This is a genomic window from Leclercia sp. S52 (genome assembly GCF_039727615.1).
In the GTDB taxonomy this organism is placed as follows: Bacteria; Pseudomonadota; Gammaproteobacteria; order Enterobacterales; family Enterobacteriaceae; genus Enterobacter; species Enterobacter adecarboxylatus_B.
The window spans coordinates 4294706-4313517 of the sequence record NZ_CP152474.1 but is presented as its reverse complement, the minus strand read 5'-3'; the positions used below and the strand labels follow the sequence as shown (position 1 = coordinate 4313517).

General features: G+C 56.2%; 20 protein-coding genes, 1 other RNA gene and 1 pseudogene. 9 read left to right on the top strand and 13 right to left on the bottom strand.

Annotated elements, in window-relative coordinates; translation table 11 throughout:
* Window positions 1–16: 16 nt before the first annotated feature.
* Entirely contained in the window at window positions 17–880 is an 864-nt protein-coding gene (gene rsmI, locus AAHB66_RS20660) for a 16S rRNA (cytidine(1402)-2'-O)-methyltransferase (protein WP_347114367.1), read from the top strand.
* 4 nt (window positions 881–884) lie between these two features.
* A complete protein-coding gene (locus tag AAHB66_RS20655; RefSeq protein ID WP_347114366.1) occupies window positions 885–1892 on the top strand; it encodes a Fic family protein in 1008 nt (335 codons plus the stop codon).
* Window positions 1893–1963: 71 nt separating this feature from the next.
* Here the strand turns inward: AAHB66_RS20655 and garD are convergent, their stop codons facing one another.
* Complete coding sequence (gene garD, locus AAHB66_RS20650; RefSeq protein ID WP_337017669.1) at window positions 1964–3535, bottom strand: galactarate dehydratase; 1572 nt, start codon at window positions 3533–3535, stop codon at window positions 1964–1966.
* A gap of 415 nt (window positions 3536–3950) precedes the next feature.
* Here garD and garP point away from each other — a divergent pair, with 415 nt between their 5' ends.
* From garP to AAHB66_RS20620, 6 genes are all read left to right on the top strand, one after another.
* The gene (gene garP / locus AAHB66_RS20645; RefSeq protein WP_347114365.1) at window positions 3951–5285 is read left to right on the top strand and encodes a galactarate/glucarate/glycerate transporter GarP; all 1335 of its coding nucleotides are present in this window, start codon (window positions 3951–3953) and stop codon (window positions 5283–5285) included.
* Between the two features lie 15 nt (window positions 5286–5300).
* Window positions 5301–6071 carry a 2-dehydro-3-deoxyglucarate aldolase gene (gene garL / locus AAHB66_RS20640; protein ID WP_347114364.1) on the top strand — a complete coding sequence of 257 codons (771 nt, stop codon included), beginning with the start codon at window positions 5301–5303 and terminating at the stop codon, window positions 6069–6071.
* Between the two features lie 27 nt (window positions 6072–6098).
* On the top strand, window positions 6099–6989 hold the full coding sequence (gene garR / locus AAHB66_RS20635) for a 2-hydroxy-3-oxopropionate reductase (RefSeq protein WP_347114363.1): 891 nt from the start codon (window positions 6099–6101) through the stop codon (window positions 6987–6989).
* 59 nt (window positions 6990–7048) lie between these two features.
* The gene (garK, locus tag AAHB66_RS20630; protein WP_347114361.1) at window positions 7049–8194 is read left to right on the top strand and encodes a glycerate 2-kinase; all 1146 of its coding nucleotides are present in this window, start codon (window positions 7049–7051) and stop codon (window positions 8192–8194) included.
* Between the two features lie 32 nt (window positions 8195–8226).
* An RNA gene (rnpB, locus tag AAHB66_RS20625) (RNase P RNA component class A) lies at window positions 8227–8605 on the top strand.
* 158 nt (window positions 8606–8763) lie between these two features.
* Window positions 8764–9174, top strand: a complete 411-nt coding sequence (locus tag AAHB66_RS20620; protein ID WP_347114360.1) for a Spy/CpxP family protein refolding chaperone — start codon at window positions 8764–8766, stop codon at window positions 9172–9174.
* A gap of 49 nt (window positions 9175–9223) precedes the next feature.
* On the opposite strand, the gene AAHB66_RS20615 is transcribed toward AAHB66_RS20620, so the two are convergent.
* The gene (locus AAHB66_RS20615) at window positions 9224–9925 is read right to left on the bottom strand and encodes a pirin family protein (RefSeq protein WP_347114359.1); all 702 of its coding nucleotides are present in this window, start codon (window positions 9923–9925) and stop codon (window positions 9224–9226) included.
* Window positions 9926–10029: 104 nt separating this feature from the next.
* On the opposite strand from AAHB66_RS20615, the gene AAHB66_RS20610 reads away from it, so the two are divergent.
* On the top strand, window positions 10030–10926 hold the full coding sequence (locus AAHB66_RS20610; protein WP_106994774.1) for a LysR family transcriptional regulator: 897 nt from the start codon (window positions 10030–10032) through the stop codon (window positions 10924–10926).
* Window positions 10927–10965: 39 nt separating this feature from the next.
* Here the strand turns inward: AAHB66_RS20610 and AAHB66_RS20605 are convergent, their stop codons facing one another.
* The 11 genes and pseudogenes from AAHB66_RS20605 to AAHB66_RS20555 all read right to left on the bottom strand — a co-directional run bounded on the left by AAHB66_RS20605 (window position 10966) and on the right by AAHB66_RS20555 (window position 18344).
* Window positions 10966–11331: a DUF805 domain-containing protein gene (locus AAHB66_RS20605; protein ID WP_347114358.1), complete on the bottom strand. Its 366-nt coding sequence runs from the start codon at window positions 11329–11331 to the stop codon at window positions 10966–10968.
* A 108-nt stretch (window positions 11332–11439) separates the two neighbouring features.
* The gene (locus tag AAHB66_RS20600) at window positions 11440–12426 is read right to left on the bottom strand and encodes a glutathione S-transferase family protein (RefSeq protein WP_347114357.1); all 987 of its coding nucleotides are present in this window, start codon (window positions 12424–12426) and stop codon (window positions 11440–11442) included.
* 65 nt (window positions 12427–12491) lie between these two features.
* Window positions 12492–12884, bottom strand: coding sequence for a DoxX family protein (locus AAHB66_RS20595; RefSeq protein ID WP_181247303.1), 393 nt, complete (start codon window positions 12882–12884; stop codon window positions 12492–12494).
* A gap of 222 nt (window positions 12885–13106) precedes the next feature.
* Window positions 13107–13421, bottom strand: coding sequence for a YqjK-like family protein (locus AAHB66_RS20590; RefSeq protein WP_347114355.1), 315 nt, complete (start codon window positions 13419–13421; stop codon window positions 13107–13109).
* Window positions 13418–13817, bottom strand: a pseudogene (locus tag AAHB66_RS20585) (phage holin family protein). The gene AAHB66_RS20590 and the pseudogene AAHB66_RS20585 overlap by 4 nt, the downstream one beginning before the upstream one ends.
* Before the next feature lie 2 nt (window positions 13818–13819).
* A complete protein-coding gene (locus AAHB66_RS20580; RefSeq protein WP_337017692.1) occupies window positions 13820–14125 on the bottom strand; it encodes a DUF883 family protein in 306 nt (101 codons plus the stop codon).
* A 29-nt stretch (window positions 14126–14154) separates the two neighbouring features.
* Window positions 14155–14523 (bottom strand): DUF1090 domain-containing protein, encoded by a 369-nt coding sequence (locus tag AAHB66_RS20575; protein WP_347114354.1) that lies wholly within the window; start codon window positions 14521–14523, stop codon window positions 14155–14157.
* 155 nt (window positions 14524–14678) lie between these two features.
* Window positions 14679–15062, bottom strand: a complete 384-nt coding sequence (gene mzrA, locus AAHB66_RS20570) for an EnvZ/OmpR regulon moderator MzrA (protein WP_347114353.1) — start codon at window positions 15060–15062, stop codon at window positions 14679–14681.
* Between the two features lie 4 nt (window positions 15063–15066).
* The gene (gene yqjA, locus AAHB66_RS20565; protein WP_059307126.1) at window positions 15067–15729 is read right to left on the bottom strand and encodes a DedA family general envelope maintenance protein YqjA; all 663 of its coding nucleotides are present in this window, start codon (window positions 15727–15729) and stop codon (window positions 15067–15069) included.
* Window positions 15730–16080: 351 nt separating this feature from the next.
* Complete coding sequence (gene exuR, locus AAHB66_RS20560; protein WP_347114352.1) at window positions 16081–16857, bottom strand: transcriptional regulator ExuR; 777 nt, start codon at window positions 16855–16857, stop codon at window positions 16081–16083.
* Between the two features lie 188 nt (window positions 16858–17045).
* Window positions 17046–18344, bottom strand: a complete 1299-nt coding sequence (locus tag AAHB66_RS20555) for an MFS transporter (RefSeq protein ID WP_347114351.1) — start codon at window positions 18342–18344, stop codon at window positions 17046–17048.
* Between the last annotated feature and the right edge of the window lie 468 nt (window positions 18345–18812).

Genomic DNA, 18812 nt, shown 5'->3' with positions numbered 1-18812 from the left:
CAATACGGATGAGACAATGAAACAACACGAAACGGCAGATAATTCTCAGGGTCAGCTTTATATTGTACCTACTCCTATCGGGAATTTATCTGATATTACCCAACGTGCGCTCACCGTGTTGCAAAGCGTTGATCTTATTGCAGCTGAAGATACCCGCCACACTGGTCTGCTGCTGCAACATTTTGCGATTAACGCCCGCCTGTTCGCCCTGCACGATCATAACGAGCAGCAAAAAGCTGCCATTCTGGTGGCCAAACTGAAAGAGGGGCAGAACATCGCCCTGGTGTCCGATGCCGGCACGCCGCTGATCAATGACCCGGGCTATCACCTGGTCCGCACCTGCCGCGAAGCCGGGATCCGGGTGGTACCGCTGCCGGGACCGTGCGCCGCCATTGCCGCACTGAGCGCAGCGGGCCTGCCGTCGGATCGTTTCTGCTATGAAGGTTTCCTGCCCGCCAAATCCAAAGGCCGTCGCGACGTGCTGAAGGCGCTGGAAGCCGAACCCCGCACCCTGATCTTCTACGAATCTACCCACCGTCTGCTGGAGAGCCTGGAGGACATGGTGGCGGTCTGGGGAGAAGCCCGTTACGTGGTGCTGGCGCGCGAGCTGACCAAAACCTGGGAAACCATCCACGGTCTGCCGGTTGGCGAGCTGCTGGCCTGGGTGAAAGAGGACGAAAACCGCCGCAAGGGCGAGATGGTGCTGATTGTCGAAGGGCACAAAGCGACAGAGGACGCGCTGCCTGCCGATGCGCTGCGCACCCTCGCGCTGCTGCAGACCGAGCTGCCGCTGAAGAAAGCGGCCGCGCTGGCGGCGGAAATCCACGGCGTGAAAAAGAACGCGCTGTATAAGTATGCGCTGGAGCAGCAGGGGGAGTAACCTGGTGAGCCGTTATCAACCACCTTTTACGATTACGTCTGCAATCCTAAATCTGGTGGTTGAGACGGGAGAATTGCTGGGGCACTGGGCTGCGTATACGGGGCGAGCTTCACCTCTGCTGCGCAAAGAGAATCGTATTCGCACCATTCAGGCATCTTTAGCTATTGAGCATAATTCGCTGACCACTGAACAGGTTACCGCGATTATGGATGGGAAGCGGGTGCTGGCCCCGGCGAAGGATATTCAGGAAGTCAGAAATGCCATCCAGGCCTATGAACACCTGAATATCTGGCAAGCAAGTCGCCTGAAAGATTTGTTAAGTGCCCATCGGCTTCTGATGAAGGGACTTGTAGATGACCCCGGGCACCTGCGTCGGGGGGATGTCGGGATCTACCGTGGTAACCAACTGGTGCATATGGCGCCTCCTGCGTCTCAGGTCCCTCGTCTGGTGGATGAGCTGCTTAAGTGGCTGAGTACCACTGACTTACACCCGCTGATTGCCAGCTCCGTATTCCATTATGAATTTGAATTTATCCATCCTTTTGCCGATGGCAATGGCCGTATGGGCCGCCTCTGGCAAACCCTTATCCTCAGCCACTGGCGTGCCGGGCTGGCCTGGCTGCCCGTAGAAACGCTGATCCACTTTCAGCAGGAGCGGTACTACGCCATCCTTGGGGAGTGTGATAAAGCCAGCGACTGCACGGCTTTTGTGGAATTTATGCTGCAGAATCTCGCTGATGCGCTGCGTGAGAGTATTTCGACCCCTCAGGCAATGTCGGAAGAAATGTCGGAACAAATGTCGGAAAAAGAGAGCACCATCCTGCAACTTCTGATTGCCCAGCCAAAGATGACAGCCTCCGCACTGGCCTTAATGCTTGGAGTCACCTCCCGTACGGTAGAACGCTATCTCAGCGCCTTACAAAGCAAAGGCAGGGTACAACGCGTCGGTGCCAGAAAAGGGGGGGTACTGGCAGGTCTTAAGATAGCCTGCCCGTGTCCCGCCCGACGATAATCACTTACCAGAAGAACGAAAGGCAAAAAAAAGCATGGCCGGAGCCATGCTAAAGGAGGTTTACTGCAAACTCAGGTCACAGGTGCCGGGTTAAATACCGCCAGCTGGTTGTGTAATCCCCACTGATCGGAGAAGGTTTTCTTGCGGCCGCTGGCCACGTCGAGAATAAAGTGGAACAGCTTCCAGCCCACGTCCTCAATGCTCTCTTCGCCGGTAGCGATGGTCCCCGCGTTAATGTCCATCAGGTCAAACCAACGGTTCGCCAGCTCGGTGCGGGTCGCCATTTTAATCACCGGAACCGCCATCAGGCCGTATGGCGTGCCGCGCCCGGTGGTGAACACCTGCACGGTGATGCCGGAGGCCACCTGCTGGGTTCCGCAGACGAAATCGCTGGCCGGCGTGGCGGCATAGATCAGGCCGCGTTTGGTTGGGCGCTGGCCCGGGGAGAGCACCTCGACGATGGCGCTCTGGCCCGATTTGGCGATAGAGCCCAGCGCTTTTTCCACCACGTTCGCCAGGCCGCCTTTCTTATTGCCCGGAGAAGGGTTGGCGCTGCGGTCGGTCTTGCCCATGTCGAGATAGTTATCGTACCAGGCCATCTCTTCCAGCAGGCGCTTGCCCACCTCTTCGTTGATGGCGCGCGGGGTGAGCAGGTGGATCGCATCACGCACTTCGGTCACTTCGGAGAACATCACCGTGGCGCCGCAGCGCACCAGCAGGTCTGAGGCATAGCCAACGGCCGGGTTCGCGGTCACGCCGGAGAAGGCGTCGCTGCCGCCGCACTGCATCCCCACCACCAGCTCGGAGGCCGGGCAGGTTTCACGCTTGCGCTGGTTCAGTTTTGCCAGATGGCGTTCGGCGACCTGCAGAATGTCATCGACCATGGAACGGAAACCGACGTGCTGCTCATCCTGCAGACGCACGATGCTGGCGCTGTCCACCGGAATAGCCTGGGTATCCTCGGTGCCCTGCAGCAGTTTTTCTGGCACCAGTTTTTCGCAACCAAGGCCCACCACCATCACTTCGCCGCCAAAGTTCGGGTTCAGCGCGATATTGTGGATGGTACGGATCGGCACAATCGCCGCCGGAGCGTTAATCGCCACGCCGCAGCCGTACAGGTGGTTCAGCCCCACCACGCCGTCAACGTTCGGGTATTTTGGCAGCAGGTCGCGCTCGATGATCTTCACCACGAAATCGACCACCCCCGCCACGCAGTGCACGCTGGTGCTGATGCCGAGCAGGTTTTTGGTGCCAACGCTGCCGTCCGGATTGCGGAAGCCTTCGAAGGTATAGCCTTCCAGAGCGGGCATAGGTTCCGGGACGCGGGTCGCCAGCGGCAGGGTATTCAGCGGCGGTGCTTCCGGCAGCGCCACCAGCGATTCGTCAATCCAGCTGCCCTGCGGGATCGCCCGTACGGCATAGCCAATGACTTCGCCGTAACGCACGATTTCGCCCTGCGCCGGGATATCAACCAGCGCCACTTTATGGCCCTGTGGAATATGCTCGATCAGTTCGAGCCCGTCCGGGAAACGCGTTCCGGCTTTTAATCCCTGATCGTTAACAATAATCGCCACGTTATCGGTGTCGTGAACCTTAATATAAAACGCGCCCGGCGACGTTTGTCGAATTTCGATGTCGGCCATTGTCCAGTATTCTCCAGCGAGTGGGGGATAATTAATGGGTAAAAGAGTACGTGTATTTTCTTGTTATAGGAAATAAAGACTCTGCTCAGTGGAATAAAGAATGTCAGGGGCGTGCAATTAAAAACGTGATCGCGATCACTCATTTTTGACCTTAGCCTGCGCATAAGGGGGGGCAATAACGAAATCTGTGCATCAGCGCCCAGGGGGTTGTGCATTTGCTCAAAATAATATTAAACACACCTTCTATAATTGAGCGGTTCCACAATGCGCGTCCTTGGGTGGTTGATTATACTCATTAACGATTTCATGGTATCGGATTAATTATCCGTATTTGCCTGCCATTACTGAAATAATCAGGAATGCCTCTTTCTTAAATAATAAAAATAATTTCGCTGATGTACCAGAGGAAATAAAAATGTTGCTGGATACTACCGTTGAAACAAAAAAGGTTGCCCCAACCCGCTATTTAATATTGCTCATTATATTTATTGTTACTGCAGTCAATTACGCCGACCGCGCCACGCTCTCTATTGCCGGTACGGAAGTCGCCAAAGAGCTGCAGTTAAGCGCCGTGTCGATGGGCTACATCTTCTCCGCCTTCGGCTGGGCCTACCTGCTGATGCAGATCCCCGGCGGCTGGCTGCTGGACAAGTTCGGTTCGAAAAAGGTCTATACGTACAGCCTGTTCTTCTGGTCGCTGTTCACCTTCCTGCAGGGCTTTGTCGATCTCTTCCCGCTGGCCTGGGCGGGCGTCTCGATGTTCTTTATGCGCTTTATGCTCGGCTTCTCCGAGGCACCGTCCTTCCCGGCCAACGCCCGTATCGTGGCGGCCTGGTTCCCGACCAAAGAGCGCGGTACGGCCTCGGCCATTTTTAACTCGGCACAATATTTCTCGCTGGCGCTGTTCTCCCCGCTGCTCGGCTGGCTGACCTTCGCCTGGGGCTGGGAACATGTCTTTACCGTGATGGGCGTTATCGGCTTTGTGCTGACCGGCCTGTGGGTGAAGCTGATTCATAACCCAACCGACCATCCACGCATGACCGCCGAAGAGCTGAAGTTCATTAAGGAAGGCGGCGCGGTGGTCGACATGGACCATAAAAAGCCGGGCGACAAAGCGGCCAGCGGTCCGAAGCTGCATTACATCAAACAGTTATTGTCCAACCGCATGATGCTGGGCGTATTTTTCGGGCAATACTTTATTAATACCATCACCTGGTTCTTCCTCACCTGGTTCCCGATTTATCTGGTGCAGGAGAAGGGGATGTCGATTCTGAAGGTGGGGCTGGTGGCGTCCATTCCGGCACTGTGCGGTTTTGCCGGTGGCGTGCTGGGCGGCGTCTTCTCGGATCACCTGATTAAGAAAGGCAAGTCGATTACTCTGGCGCGTAAGCTGCCGATTGTACTGGGTATGCTGTTGGCCTCCTCAATCATTCTGTGCAACTACACCAACAACACCGCGCTGGCGGTGGCCCTGATGGCGCTAGCCTTCTTCGGTAAAGGGTTTGGTGCCCTGGGCTGGCCGGTGATTTCCGATACCGCACCGAAAGAGATTGTTGGGCTGTGTGGTGGTGTGTTTAACGTCTTTGGCAACGTAGCGTCAATCGTCACTCCGCTGGTGATTGGCTATCTGGTCAGTGAACTGCATTCGTTCAACGCGGCACTGGTATTTGTAGGCTGTTCCGCGCTGATGGCGATGTTCTGCTACCTGTTCGTAGTGGGTGACATCAAACGTATGGAATTGCAGAAATAAGCAAAGGTATAAGCGATGAGTAACGATATTTTCCCGAACAAATTCAAAGCGGCCCTCGCGGCGCATCAGATTCAGATCGGCTGCTGGTCCGCGCTGGCAAGCCCAATCAGCACCGAAGTGCTGGGGCTGGCAGGTTTTGACTGGCTGGTACTGGACGGTGAACATGCGCCGAACGATGTCACCACCTTTATCCCGCAGCTGATGGCGCTGAAAGGCAGCCACAGCGCGCCGGTGGTGCGTGTCCCGACCAATGAGCCGGTGATCATCAAGCGCCTGCTGGATATCGGCTTCTACAACTTCCTGATCCCGTTTGTGGAAAACGTCGAAGAGGCGGTGCAGGCGGTGGCCTCCACCCGCTATCCGCCGGAAGGCATTCGCGGTGTGTCGGTCTCCCATCGCGCCAATATGTTCGGCACCGTGCCGGACTACCTCGCCCAGTCGAACAAGAACATCACCATCCTGGTACAGATCGAGAGCCAGCAGGGCGTGGACAACGTTGATGACATCGCCGCCACTGATGGCGTGGACGGCATCTTCGTCGGCCCAAGCGACCTGGCGGCCGCCTTCGGTCATCTGGGGAATGCGAATCACCCGGAAGTCCAGCGCGCCATTCAGCACATTTTTGCCCGCGCCAAAGCGCACGGTAAGCCGTCCGGCATCCTGGCGCCGGTTGAAGCCGATGCCCGCCGTTACCTGGAGTGGGGCGCGACCTTTGTGGCCGTCGGCAGCGACCTCGGCGTGTTCCGCTCCGCAACGCAGAAATTAGCGGATTCCTTTAAGAAATAATCACCACCACTGAGAGAGAGAAACGTTATGACACTGAAAGTTGGTTTTATTGGCCTGGGTATCATGGGTAAACCAATGAGTAAAAACCTCATCAAAGCAGGTTACTCGCTGGTGGTTGCAGACCGTAACCCGGAAGCCATTGCCGACGTGATTGCCGCAGGCGCAGAAACCGCTACCACGGCAAAGGCGATTGCTGAGCAGTGCGATGTGATTATCACCATGCTGCCGAACTCCCCGCACGTGAAAGAGGTAGCGCTGGGCGAAGGCGGCATTATCGAAGGGGCCAAACCGGGCACCGTGGTGATCGACATGAGCTCCATCGCACCGCTGGCCAGCCGTGAAATCAGCGAAGCGCTGAAAGCAAAGGGCATCGATATGCTGGATGCGCCGGTGAGCGGCGGCGAACCGAAAGCCATCGACGGCACCCTCTCGGTGATGGTGGGCGGCGACAAGGCGATTTTCGACAAATATTACGATCTGCTGAAAGCGATGGCCGGCTCCGTGGTGCATACCGGTGAGATTGGCGCAGGTAACGTCACCAAGCTGGCAAACCAGGTGATTGTGGCCCTGAACATCGCCGCGATGTCCGAAGCCCTGACCCTGGCGACCAAAGCCGGCGTTAATCCGGATCTGGTGTATCAGGCGATCCGCGGCGGCCTGGCGGGCAGCACCGTGCTGGATGCCAAAGCGCCAATGGTGATGGATCGTAACTTCAAGCCTGGCTTCCGTATCGATCTGCACATCAAGGATCTGGCCAACGCCCTGGACACCTCCCACGGCGTGGGCGCGCAGCTGCCGCTGACCGCGGCGGTGATGGAGATGATGCAGGCCCTGCGTGCCGACGGGCTGGGAGCGGCCGACCATAGCGCCATTGCCTGCTATTACGAAAAACTGGCGAAAGTGGAAGTCTCTCGCTAATAAAACGGGCGCGGGAACGCGCCCGCTATTTTTGCCTTAAGCGGTAACAGGCTATAACTATGAAAATCGTAATCGCCCCTGACTCTTACAAAGAAAGCCTGTCTGCCACCGAGGTAGCGCGGGCGATAGAAAAAGGCTTTCGGGAGATCTTTCCCGATGCAGAGTATGTTTCGGTTCCCGTGGCGGATGGCGGGGAAGGAACGGTTGAAGCGATGATTGCCGCCACCCACGGCACGATGCAGCACGCGGTGGTGACGGGCCCACTGGGCGAAAGCGTTAACGCCTGCTGGGGGATCTCCGGTGATGGCGTGACGGCGTTTATTGAGATGGCCGCAGCCAGCGGACTGGTGCTGGTGCCTCCTGCCCAGCGCAACCCGCTGATTACCACCTCCCGCGGCACGGGCGAGCTGATCCTCGCCGCACTTGATAAAGGCGCGCGCAATATCATTATCGGGATTGGCGGCAGCGCCACCAACGACGGCGGCGCCGGGATGGTGCAGGCGCTGGGCGCAAAACTGACCGATGCCAACGGCACCGAAATCGGCCACGGCGGCGGTAGCCTGATGGCGCTGAACAATATTGATATTTCGGCCCTCGATCCGCGCCTGAAACACTGCGCCATCCGGGTGGCCTGTGACGTGAGCAATCCGCTGATCGGCGACCAGGGCGCATCCCGCATCTTCGGGCCGCAGAAAGGGGCCACGGAAGCCAACATCGTCGAACTCGACAACAATCTTTCCCACTACGCTGATGTGATTAATACCGCGCTGCGTATTGATGTCAAAAATGTCCCTGGCGCAGGTGCGGCAGGGGGAATGGGCGCCGCGCTGATGGCGTTCCTCGGTGCGGAGCTGAAGAGCGGCATCGAAATTGTCACCCAGGCGCTGAATCTTGAAGAGCATATTCATGACTGCACCTGGGTGGTGACGGGTGAAGGGCGTCTGGACAGTCAAAGTATTCACGGCAAAGTCCCGGTGGGCGTGGCGCGCGTGGCCAGCAAGTATCATAAACCGGTAATCGGTATCGCCGGCAGCCTGACTAATGATGTCGGCATTGTGCACCAGTACGGCATCGACGCGGTGTTCAGCGTCCTGACCAGCATCAGCACCCTCGAAGAGGCGTTCCGCGGCGCGTTTGACAATATTTATCGCGCCTCGCGCAATATTGCCGCCACCCTACGGGTCGGCATGCTCACCGAAGGGTGACAGCGGGGCGCAAACCCTCTATACTGCGCGCCGAAGCTGACCAGACAGTCGCCGCTTCGTCGTCGTCCCTTTCGGGGGGAGACGGGCGGAGGGGAGGAAAGTCCGGGCTCCATAGGGCAGGGTGCCAGGTAACGCCTGGGGGGGAAACCCACGACCAGTGCAACAGAGAGCAAACCGCCGATGGCCCACGCAAGTGGGATCAGGTAAGGGTGAAAGGGTGCGGTAAGAGCGCACCGCGCGGCTGGTAACAGTCCGTGGCACGGTAAACTCCACCCGGAGCAAGGCCAAATAGGGGTTCACATGGTACGGCCCGTACTGAACCCGGGTAGGCTGCTTGAGCCAGTGAGCGATTGCTGGCCTAGATGAATGACTGTTCAACGACAGAACCCGGCTTATCGGTCAGCTTCACCTCTTTAAACAAAAACCCCGCCTCGGCGGGGTTTTTTGCTTTCTGCATTCTCTGCCAGCACTTACATACAAAATTGTTTATATACTTCATCACAGATCGACATCCGTAATTGAAAAATACTCCACGGGTTCTTCCCTGACAGATAATTAAGGATTGTGAGATGAAAAAGATTTTCCGTATCGCGCTGATGACGGCAGCCCTGACGGGCGTTATGGGTGTGGCGCAGGCGGCAGAGGTCGCAACCGCGCCAGCGCCGACCCAGGATCCGATCGTACAACAGCTGAAACTCAGCAGTGAGCAGACCGCGAAGATCAAGGCTCTGCACCAGCAGCTGGAAGATGATGTCGCTAAGATCCCAACCGACAACGTGAAAAATGGCACTCTGATCAACGTGATCCAGTCAGGTAAGTGGGATGAAAAAGCGGTCAAAGAACAGCTGGCGGCGTTCAGCCATATTGAAGAGCAGGCGCGTTACTATCGCGTGAAATATTACTTCGATGTGAGCCAGGTTCTGACCCCGGAACAGCGTGCCGAGGTCCGCTCACAAATCGCTCAGGCGATGAGCGAGTAAGGTATTAAGGGTTTGCCGGGTAAGCGTACGCAAACCCGGCAGCACCGACTCAGATCGGCAAATCAATCAGCAGCGCCCGCAAAGGCGTATCGGCTACCAGGGTGATATTCGCCTCATCGCGAATAAATGCCCCATCTCCGCAGGTCAAGGCTTCCCGCTCTTCCGCTGGGGTTAACGCATGCACCGTACCGTGAATGGATTGCAGATAGGCGCGCGGACCGTGCAGCTGAAAACTCAGGCGTTCCCCTTTATTCAGCTCGATATGATGCACCCACACCTGCTGGCGTAACTGCAGGCTACCTGCGCTGCCATCGGGCGAGGCCAGCAGCTGCTGCTTACCCTCCAGCAGATCGATCTTCTGGAGCGGCGGATTTTCACGCTCCGGGCAGGCATCCAGCCACAGCTGCATCCGCGTCAGCGTCTTATCTTTGCTGAGGTTATGCTCGCTATAGCTAATACCAGGCTGAGTGGCTATCAGCAATGCTTCACCGGCTTTCGCCTGGACATGGTTGCCCTCGCTGTCGCGATACTCTGCTTCGCCTTCAAGAATCAGGTTCAGGATATCCACTTTCGGATAGGTACGCGGCTGGAACGAGGCCCCGGGTGCGAGTACCTCCTGGTTCAGTACGCGCAAAGAGGCATAGCCCAGCAGTTTCGGGTCAAAGTAGTGTCCAAAGGAAAAGGTGTAGCGGGCCTGCAGCCAACCGAAATCGGCTTGTCCGCACTGTTTGGCTGTTCTTGTCGTAATCATAAAACTGACCTCTCTTTACACTAAAACAATGGTAAAGGTATGGACGCTGCATTGTTAGCCAGATATTCTGCCCGGTATGTTCAAATTTCCTGAATGAGAACGCCATGGCTAAAGAGAGAGCATTGACCCTTGAAGCACTGCGGGTGATGGACGCGATCGATCGACGCGGTAGCTTCGCCGCAGCAGCGGATGAACTGGGGCGCGTGCCATCTGCCCTGAGCTACACCATGCAGAAGCTGGAAGAAGAGCTGGATGTGGTGCTGTTTGACCGCTCCGGTCACCGAACAAAATTCACCAACGTCGGGCGAATGCTGCTGGAGCGCGGTCGCGTGCTGCTGGAAGCGGCGGATAAACTGACCACCGATGCCGAAGCGCTGGCCCGCGGCTGGGAAACGCACCTGACGCTGGTCACCGAGGCCCTGGTACCCACCACTGCGCTCTATCCGCTGGTGGATCGCCTGGCGGATAAAGCCAATACCCAGCTGTCGATCATCACCGAGGTGCTCGCCGGGGCGTGGGAACGTCTGGAGCAGGGCCGGGCCGATATCGTCATCGCGCCGGACATGCATTTCCGCTCCTCGTCCGAGATCAACTCCCGCAAACTCTATAAAGTGCTGAACGTCTACGTCGCGGCGCCGGATCACCCGATCCATCAGGAGCCGGAGCCGCTGTCGGAAGTCACCCGCGTGAAGTACCGCGGCGTGGCGGTGGCGGATACCGCCCGCGAGCGTCCGGTATTAACCGTCCAGCTACTGGACAAGCAGCCGCGTCTCACCGTCAGTACCCTGGAAGATAAGCGTCAGGCGCTGCTGGCCGGGCTGGGCGTGGCCACCATGCCGTATCCGTTCGTGGAAAAAGATATTGCCGAAGGGCGCCTGCGGGTCGTGAGCCCGGAGTACACCAGTGAAGTGGATATCATTATGGCGTGGCGTCGTGACAGCATGGGCGAAGCCAAATCCTGGTGTCTGCGCGAGATCCAGAAGCTGTTTACCCAGAAGTAACCTGTAGGCCCGGCAAGCGTAGCGCCGCCGGGCAGTTCCTTACTCTTTCAGCAATGGATCTGGCCCAAAACGGTTTTCACCCACCGTTCCGCGCTGGCAGTTGAAGATCACGATAATTATCCAGCCGAGCACCGGGATCAGCACCAGCAGCAGCCACCACGCTGACCGATCGGTATCATGCAGTCGGCGAAACAGCACCGCCCAACCCGGCAGAAACACCAGCAGACCATATATCGTGGTGAGAATGCCCTCGCCGCCCGCTCTCTCCCAGCCCAGCATTTTGTCGATCAGCCCCAGCACGCAGATAAGAATGAAGTTCACCAGGGTGAACATCCAGAACTCTTTGCGGCGGGCGCGCCCTTTAAACCCAATATAATTTCGCAGTACTTTCAGATACCAGTCCATTTGTTGTGGCCTCAGTAGCAATTAATCATTTGTTTTCTAAGGGTTCAAATAAAGCATAGACGGGAATAAAAGGGGGGGTAAAGGGCGCCAGAAAAGCGCCCCTGAGGCTTAGTCGAAGCGAGCGTCGCGACCGTGCGGTTCAGTCAGATCCTGCCACGGGCCAATGGAGATAATACCCGTCGGATTGATGGTTTTATGGCTACGGTAATAGTGGTTACGGATGTGGTCAAAATCGACCGTCTCCGCAATCCCCGGCATCTGATAGATATCGCGCAGGAAACCGTACAGATTGAGGTAATCGCTGATCCGACGTTTGTCGCACTTAAAGTGGGTCACGTAAACCGGGTCAAAGCGCACCAGGGTGGTCCACAGGCGGATATCGGCTTCGGTCAGCTGGTTGCCGGTCAGATAGCGGTGCTGGCCCAGGATCTGCTCCAGACGCTCCAGCGAGGCAAAGACGTTGTTCACGGCTTCGTCATAGGCTTCCTGACTGGTGGCAAACCCGGCTTTATAGACGCCGTTATTGACGTTGTCATAGATCCAGCTATTCAGGTCATCAATCTTATCGCGCAGCGCCGGCGGATAATAATCCCCCGCGCGGGCGCCGTGCGCATCAAATGCGGTATTGAACATGCGGATGATCTCCGCCGATTCATTGCTGACAATAGTCTGATTTTTCTTGTCCCACAGTACCGGGACGGTGACCCGACCGGTGTAGTGCGGATCGGCGCGCAGGTAGAGCTGATAGAGAAAATCGTGGTGATAGAGTGAATCGCCGGTGGCCGCCGGGAAATCATTGCCGAAGGTCCAGCCGTTCTCCAGCATCAACGGATGTACCACCGAGACGGGGATCAGCGACTCAAGCCCCTTCAGGGCGCGGACGATTAAGGTGCGGTGTGCCCACGGGCAGGCAAGGGAGACATAGAGGTGATAACGATCTTTCTCTGCCGCAAAGCCACCTTCGCCGCTCGGGCCAGGCGCGCCGTCGGCGGTGAGCCAGTTACGGAAGGCTGAAGCGGAGCGCTTAAAGCGTCCCCCGGTGGATTTGGTGTCATACCAGGTATCCTGCCAGACGCCGTCTACGAGTTGTCCCATCTTTTCCTCCTTAGATAGCAAAAGCGAGGAGATATCTCCTCGCTTTTTGATTCAGTATAGCGTGCTTACCACTTCTTATTCAGAACGCGGTCGATGCTGTATGCACCCGGGCCGGTGATGGCCAGCAGCAGGAAACCGCCTGCGATGGTCAGGTTTTTCATGAACATCAGAGAGTTCACGCCTTCCGCGAAGTTGCTGTGGAACAGGAATGCGGTCAGCAGGGTGAAGCCTGCGGTGAACAGCGCCGTGGTACGGGTCAGGAAACCGAACAGAATCGCCAGACCGCCGCCAAACTCAAGCAGAATGGTCAGCGGCAGCAGGAACCCCGGAACGCCCATCGCTTCCATATACTGTTGCGTACCGGCGTAGCCACCGATTTTGCCCCAGCCTGCAGTAATAAACAGGATTGGCATCAGGATACGCGCAACCAGTACACCAACATCTTCTAATTTTTTCATCTTACTCTCCAGGGAACCACTTGGGCTGTAAATACTATTTAGTGTGCAAAATCGCGCGGATGCCGCGGTCTCGCTGTCGATGGAGAGAATCATAAACGGGGTGAATGGCGAATGTTAGCAAGGAAAACTGTCAATCTTTTTCAAAGATATTGAGCAAGGCGAGGCGGCACAAAAAAAGTAAAGCGCCAGAAGGCGCTTTACCGGGTGAGGCAGAGGGTAACGTCAGCGTGCGTCGTATTTGCGAAGCTGCTGCTGATTAATTGTCGATTTCACCAGCCTCCAGGCGCTCCAGATACCGAAACCTCGGCGCGCCCAGCGGATCAGCATATTCGGATGTCGGACTGCCCGCACCGCCATAATGCTGCTCGCCACCAGTGCCCAGGAGCGGAGGCTCAGGAAAGTATTCCAGCCACGATCGTAAGCGTGGGTCACCTCCAGCCAGTCACGGGTGCTCGCTGACAGATCAATCCGTTGCTGCTGGATCTGGCTCAGCAAAAAAGCCTTTTCTCGCTGACGTTCTGATCTGCTTCGGCTCACTTTTTCTCATCCTCCAGCAATGACCGATCGTTGGCCAGTTCCTTACGGGTATGATGGAGCAGGGTGGAGTGGCGCACTTTGCGCATCGTCCATATTCCCCCCTATCAGGGCGGCAATCAGCAGTACAGCTGTCGTGGCGATCATCGCATTGAGGCGATACTGCGGATCGATTGCCCAGATAATCAATACCATCAGGCTCATCAGGCCAAAAGCGGCGAAGAGCATGGTCAACCCCAACATCAGTAGCAGCTGGAAGATATTCGCTTTCTCTTCTTCCAGTTCAACCACCGCCAGCCGGATACGCGTCTCCGCAATGCCGACGAGGGTGGTTAAAATCCGCTGTCCGATACCGAGGACGTTTTTTGCGGGCCCTTGTGGTTGACGTGAATCTTCCATAATTAACGTCGCGTCAGGAGCATGCCGATGACGACGCCAACCGCAGCACCGATACCTACCCCGGCCCACGGATTTTCGCGTACGTACTCGTCGGCGCGCGCAGCAGCTTCACGGGTCTGTTTCGCCAGCACATCGCTGGTTTCGCCCAGACGGTAGCGGCTCTCGTGAAGGGCCTGCTCCGCTTTGTGGCGCAGTTTACTCAGCTCTTCTTTCGACTTACTGCTCGAGGAGCTCAGCACCTCTTCCAGGGTATCCGCCAGGGACTTCAGTTCAGCGCGTAAATGGTCTGACGTAGTATCTTTTGACATGATTCTCTCCTGTTAAGATGTCCATTAAATCAGTAATCGCGAGACTCCAGCGCCTTCAGCTCGTTCTCCGCTTCCAGCAGTTTATGCTCACGTTTAGTAATCTTGTCCGCATCGCCTTTCTCTTTTGCTTCCGCCAGATCCCGGCGGCGCTCAGCAATCTCCTCTTTCTGATCGGCAATCTTGCGCTGATGATCGGCACGCAGCTTGCTGTCTGAACAGTTAGCTTTAACTTCGCTAAGGGCCTTCTGCAGCCCATTGATTCGACTCTGATTGTTATGCTTTTCAGCGTAACTGATCTCGCGTTGGATGTCCTTTTCCTTCTCCTGACACAGAGAAGACGCGAATGATGCTGCGCTTAAAGAAAAAAGGGCGACGCCCAGGGCGATGCGGTAATTCATTATGAAAACCTTCCATTGTTTTTCGACATAACCTACGGGAATGCCGATTTCCAGAGTTGTGCGGAGTACGAGTGGGAGGTGCTCCGCGTACTTAAGCATAGTAAGTAAACGGTGATATCACCAAAGTGAGTGAAAAGATTCAGAATAGTGGAAATTTAGCCTAACAGACGTGAAGTATCACGCAGACGCGTCAGCCAGGCAGACGCCTGACTGTCTTCATCCTGCTGGGCAATGATATAACCGTGCGGCAGACTCCGGTCGAGGACCTTCTTGGCTGCGGCGCTCTGCACGCTGGAGTCGAAGGTGATCAGCAGGACGTCGTTCTGCGGCGTAATGCTCTTGAACTGAATGCCGTTTGCATCCAGATGGTGCCAGATGGAGAAGCCATCTGGCATACTGGTGCCCTGATTAACGGAGCGGATAGCCAGCGTTGATTCCTGCTTTTGCAGCGCCGCCCAGGCCAGCAGCAGGGCGCTGAACATCATCAGCGCTATCATGGCGTAAGAGAGACGACGCAGTGACGGGGTTGAATTGCTCATCACCTTAGCCCTGACTTCCATGTTTTTTCTTCCACAGCACCACCAGCGAGCCAATCAGGCCAAACACCAGCAGCACGACAGGCAGCAGCATCAGGCAGGACATCAGCTGATCTTCATACTTCAGGAACACCGGGGTCTTGCCGAGCAGGTAGCCGAGGGTCGTTAAGATCAGCACCCACAGCAGGCCGCTCATCCAGTTAAAGAACTGAAAACGGGTGCTGCTGAGACCCGAGAGTCCGGCAATCGTTGGCAGCAGGGTACGGACAAAAGCGATAAAGCGGCCCACCAGCAGCGCGGAAAGCCCGTGCTTATGGAAAAGATGATGTGCTCGCTGGTGATAGTGTGCCGGGAGATGGGAAAGCCAGTTTTGCACGATGCGCGTATTGCCAAGCCATCGTCCCTGGATATAGCTCAACCAGCAGCCGAGACTGGCGGCAATGGTCAGCAGCAGCACGGTTTGCGGAAATTGCATTGCCCCTTTTGCACAAAGCACGCCCACCAGCACCAGCAGGCTATCGCCGGGCAGGAAAGCGGCAGGCAGCAGACCGTTTTCAAGAAACAGGATCATAAACAGGACAAAATAGAGCATGCCAATCATGGAAGGATTGGCCAGCGTTTCGAAATCCTGAGCCCATAAGGCATTCAGTAGTTGGGTCAAAAGTTCCATTCAGTGTTCCTGAAAATCGGTTAACGGCACACCTGTCAACCGGGTCAAACAGCACGGCGACATTTTTTATAATTTCATTATGATCGCTCGCGGACACAATGTGTGGCCAGAACTGTTCCCTGTTAAGTGGCAAAGTAAGCAAGCACTAACTAACAAGCTAAACGGCTAAATGCATCTAATTGTAACAAAGCCTGAAGGGATCCGTCACAGTATTTGCATCATTCCTGAATTGATTTTGGCTTAACCCTGGGAGGAGACGCGAGGTCTTTTACAAACGCTGACACTCTAAAGGTTTGCTTACCCACCGGAGCCGAAAGGCGCAGCGAAGCGCCTGCCGGTAGAAAAGGGGGCTTATTTCGCGTGACTGACGGCGCTATCGAGGTGAACCACCGGGTTTTCCGCAAAAAGATAGCGGTCGGCGTTGAATTCGAAGTCGTCGCTGGTTTCATTGAACAGCATCTGTTTGGTGTTCTCCAGATGCTGCCACATTGCGACTTTTGCCGCATGCGGGTCTTTACGGATCAGGGCCTTGAGGATCTGGTCATGATCGTCACACCAGTTATCCACGGTACGGGAATCGATGTGATCGTGCAGTTTTTTCCAGTACGGGTTATGAACGCGCTGAGTCCACATTTTTTCGACGATTGCCGCCAGGGCGGTATTTTGCGTGGCGAGGGCTACCTGAACGTGAAACTGCAGATCCCATTCGGAGTCGCGGAAGCATTTTTCTTTACGCGCGTTATCCTGGATCTCCATCAGCTTCATGATGTCCTGCTTGGTCACCTGGGTTGCGGCGAACTCGGCGATATTGCTTTCGATAAGCTGACGGGCCTGGAGCAGTTCAAAGGGGCCATAGTTGGCAAACTCCAGATTTTCGTCCGGTACCGGGGAGTGTTTTGCCTGGCTGGAGATGACGTGAATACCGGAACCCTTACGCACTTCAACATAGCCTTCCACTTCCAGCATGATGATGGCTTCACGAACCACGGTGCGGCTTACGCTCTTCTCATCAGCGATAAAACGCTCGGCAGGTAATTTGTCCCCCACCAGATAAACGCCTTGCTCGATGCGAGTTTTCAGCTCGGCAGCAAGCTGCTGATAAAGACGACGGGGTTCGTTGATTTCCATATGCGCTCCAGGCAGGGTATGGCTAATGATTTGTTATACCACTTTTACCCGTTTGTCTCCAGATTTGACCCGCAAAAAAAGCCGCTTCAAAGAGCGGCCTTTTCATTGCCGGGTGGCGCTTCGCTTACCCGGCCTACCGGTTTTGTAGGCCCGTGCAAGCGTCAGCGCCGCCGGGCAAATATCACAGGCTAACTTTGTGTTGCCGGCCTGCCAACGGACTCTTTCAGCAGCTCTTCTGCGGATTTGTTCTTCAGCACCGTCCAGATAAGCACTGCTCCCATCAGGTCGAACACAGCCAGTACCGCGAACAGCGGGCTGAAGCCGATGGTGTCGGCCAGCGCACCGACCACCAGGGCAAACATGGTGCTGGCGGTCCAGGCTGCCATCCCGGTCAGGCCGTTGGCGGTTGCCACTTCGTTACGACCGAAGACGTCAGAAGAGAGGGTAATCAGCGCACCGGACAGCGACTGGTGAGCAAAACCACCGATACACAGCAGGCCGATAGCCACGTATGGGCTGGTGAACAGACCGATCATGCCCGGGCCAATCATCAGCAGGGCACCCATGGTCACCACCATTTTACGGGAGACAATCAGGTTCACGCCAAACCAGCGCTGGAACAGCGGTGGCAGGTAGCCGCCGACGATACAGCCGAGGTCAGCGAACAGCATTGGCATCCAGGCGAACATGGCAATCTCTTTCAGGTTAAAGCCGTAGACTTTAAACATGAACAGCGGGATCCAGGCGTTAAAGGTACCCCAGGCCGGTTCTGCCAGGAAGCGCGGCAGGGCGATACCCCAGAACTGACGGGTGCCGAGGATCTGCAGGACAGACATCTTCTTGCCGTTATTGGTCTGGTGCTGAGACTCCTGGCCGCCGATGATGTATTCGCGTTCTTCTTCAGACAGCTTCTTCTGATCGCGCGGGTGTTTGTAGAAGATCAGCCAGGCCATTGCCCAGGCGAAGCTCAGCACGCCGGAGAGAATAAACGCCAGCTGCCAGCTGTGCATCACGATGGCCCAGACGACCAGCGGCGGTGCAATCATCGCGCCAATAGAGGAACCCACGTTGAAGTAGCCCACCGCGATGGAGCGCTCTTTCGCCGGGAACCACTCGGACGCCGCTTTGAGACCCGCAGGGATCATCGCCGCTTCCGCCGCACCGACTGCGCCACGAGCCAGCGCCAGGCCGCCCCAGCTACCTGCCAGCGCGGTTGCGCCGCAGAAGATAGCCCAGGTGACGGCGAACACTGCGTAGCCGACCTTGGTACCCAGGATATCCAGCACGTAGCCTGCTACCGGCTGCATGATGGTATAAGCCGCGGAGTAGGCCGCGATAATATAAGAATACTGTTGTGTGGAGATGTGCAGCTCTTCCATCAGCGTCGGCGCAGCCGCCGCTATGGTGTTACGCGTCAGGTAGCCCAGCACGGTGCCAAGCGTCACCAGTGCGATCATGTACCAACGTAACCCTTTAATTTTACGCATGTAAAACCTCATCGTTATGTTATTGCCGCACCGGAGTACGGGCATCCCTACGCCGAGCGTGAGATGTTTATCAACGGGAGGGCGTTACCGGGATGACTCCCGGAACGACCCGAACCTTGCCATAAGTAAACGTGCATAATTCGGTATCCTTACCGCTGAGTCCGATGCCTGAGGCACCGGTAACGCATTCCGTCGGCTTATAATCTGCGACGGCGAAAAGATAACTTGTCATACAACTTTAAAAGGTGAGTGACATCACAAAAGTGTCAATCTTTGTAAGGACAATGTCTGCACTCTGTCAGGCCAGAGCTGGCGCGGTGTTAAGCGGTATTTACCACTTTGGGCGTAGATTATTTGTCGACGTTTATTGATCTAACTCACGAAAAAATCATCGGCCTCTGGAAATTGGTGTGATAACTTTGCAGCATCTGAACAACACTTTTCTGACGCACTCGTAAGCTCGTAAGA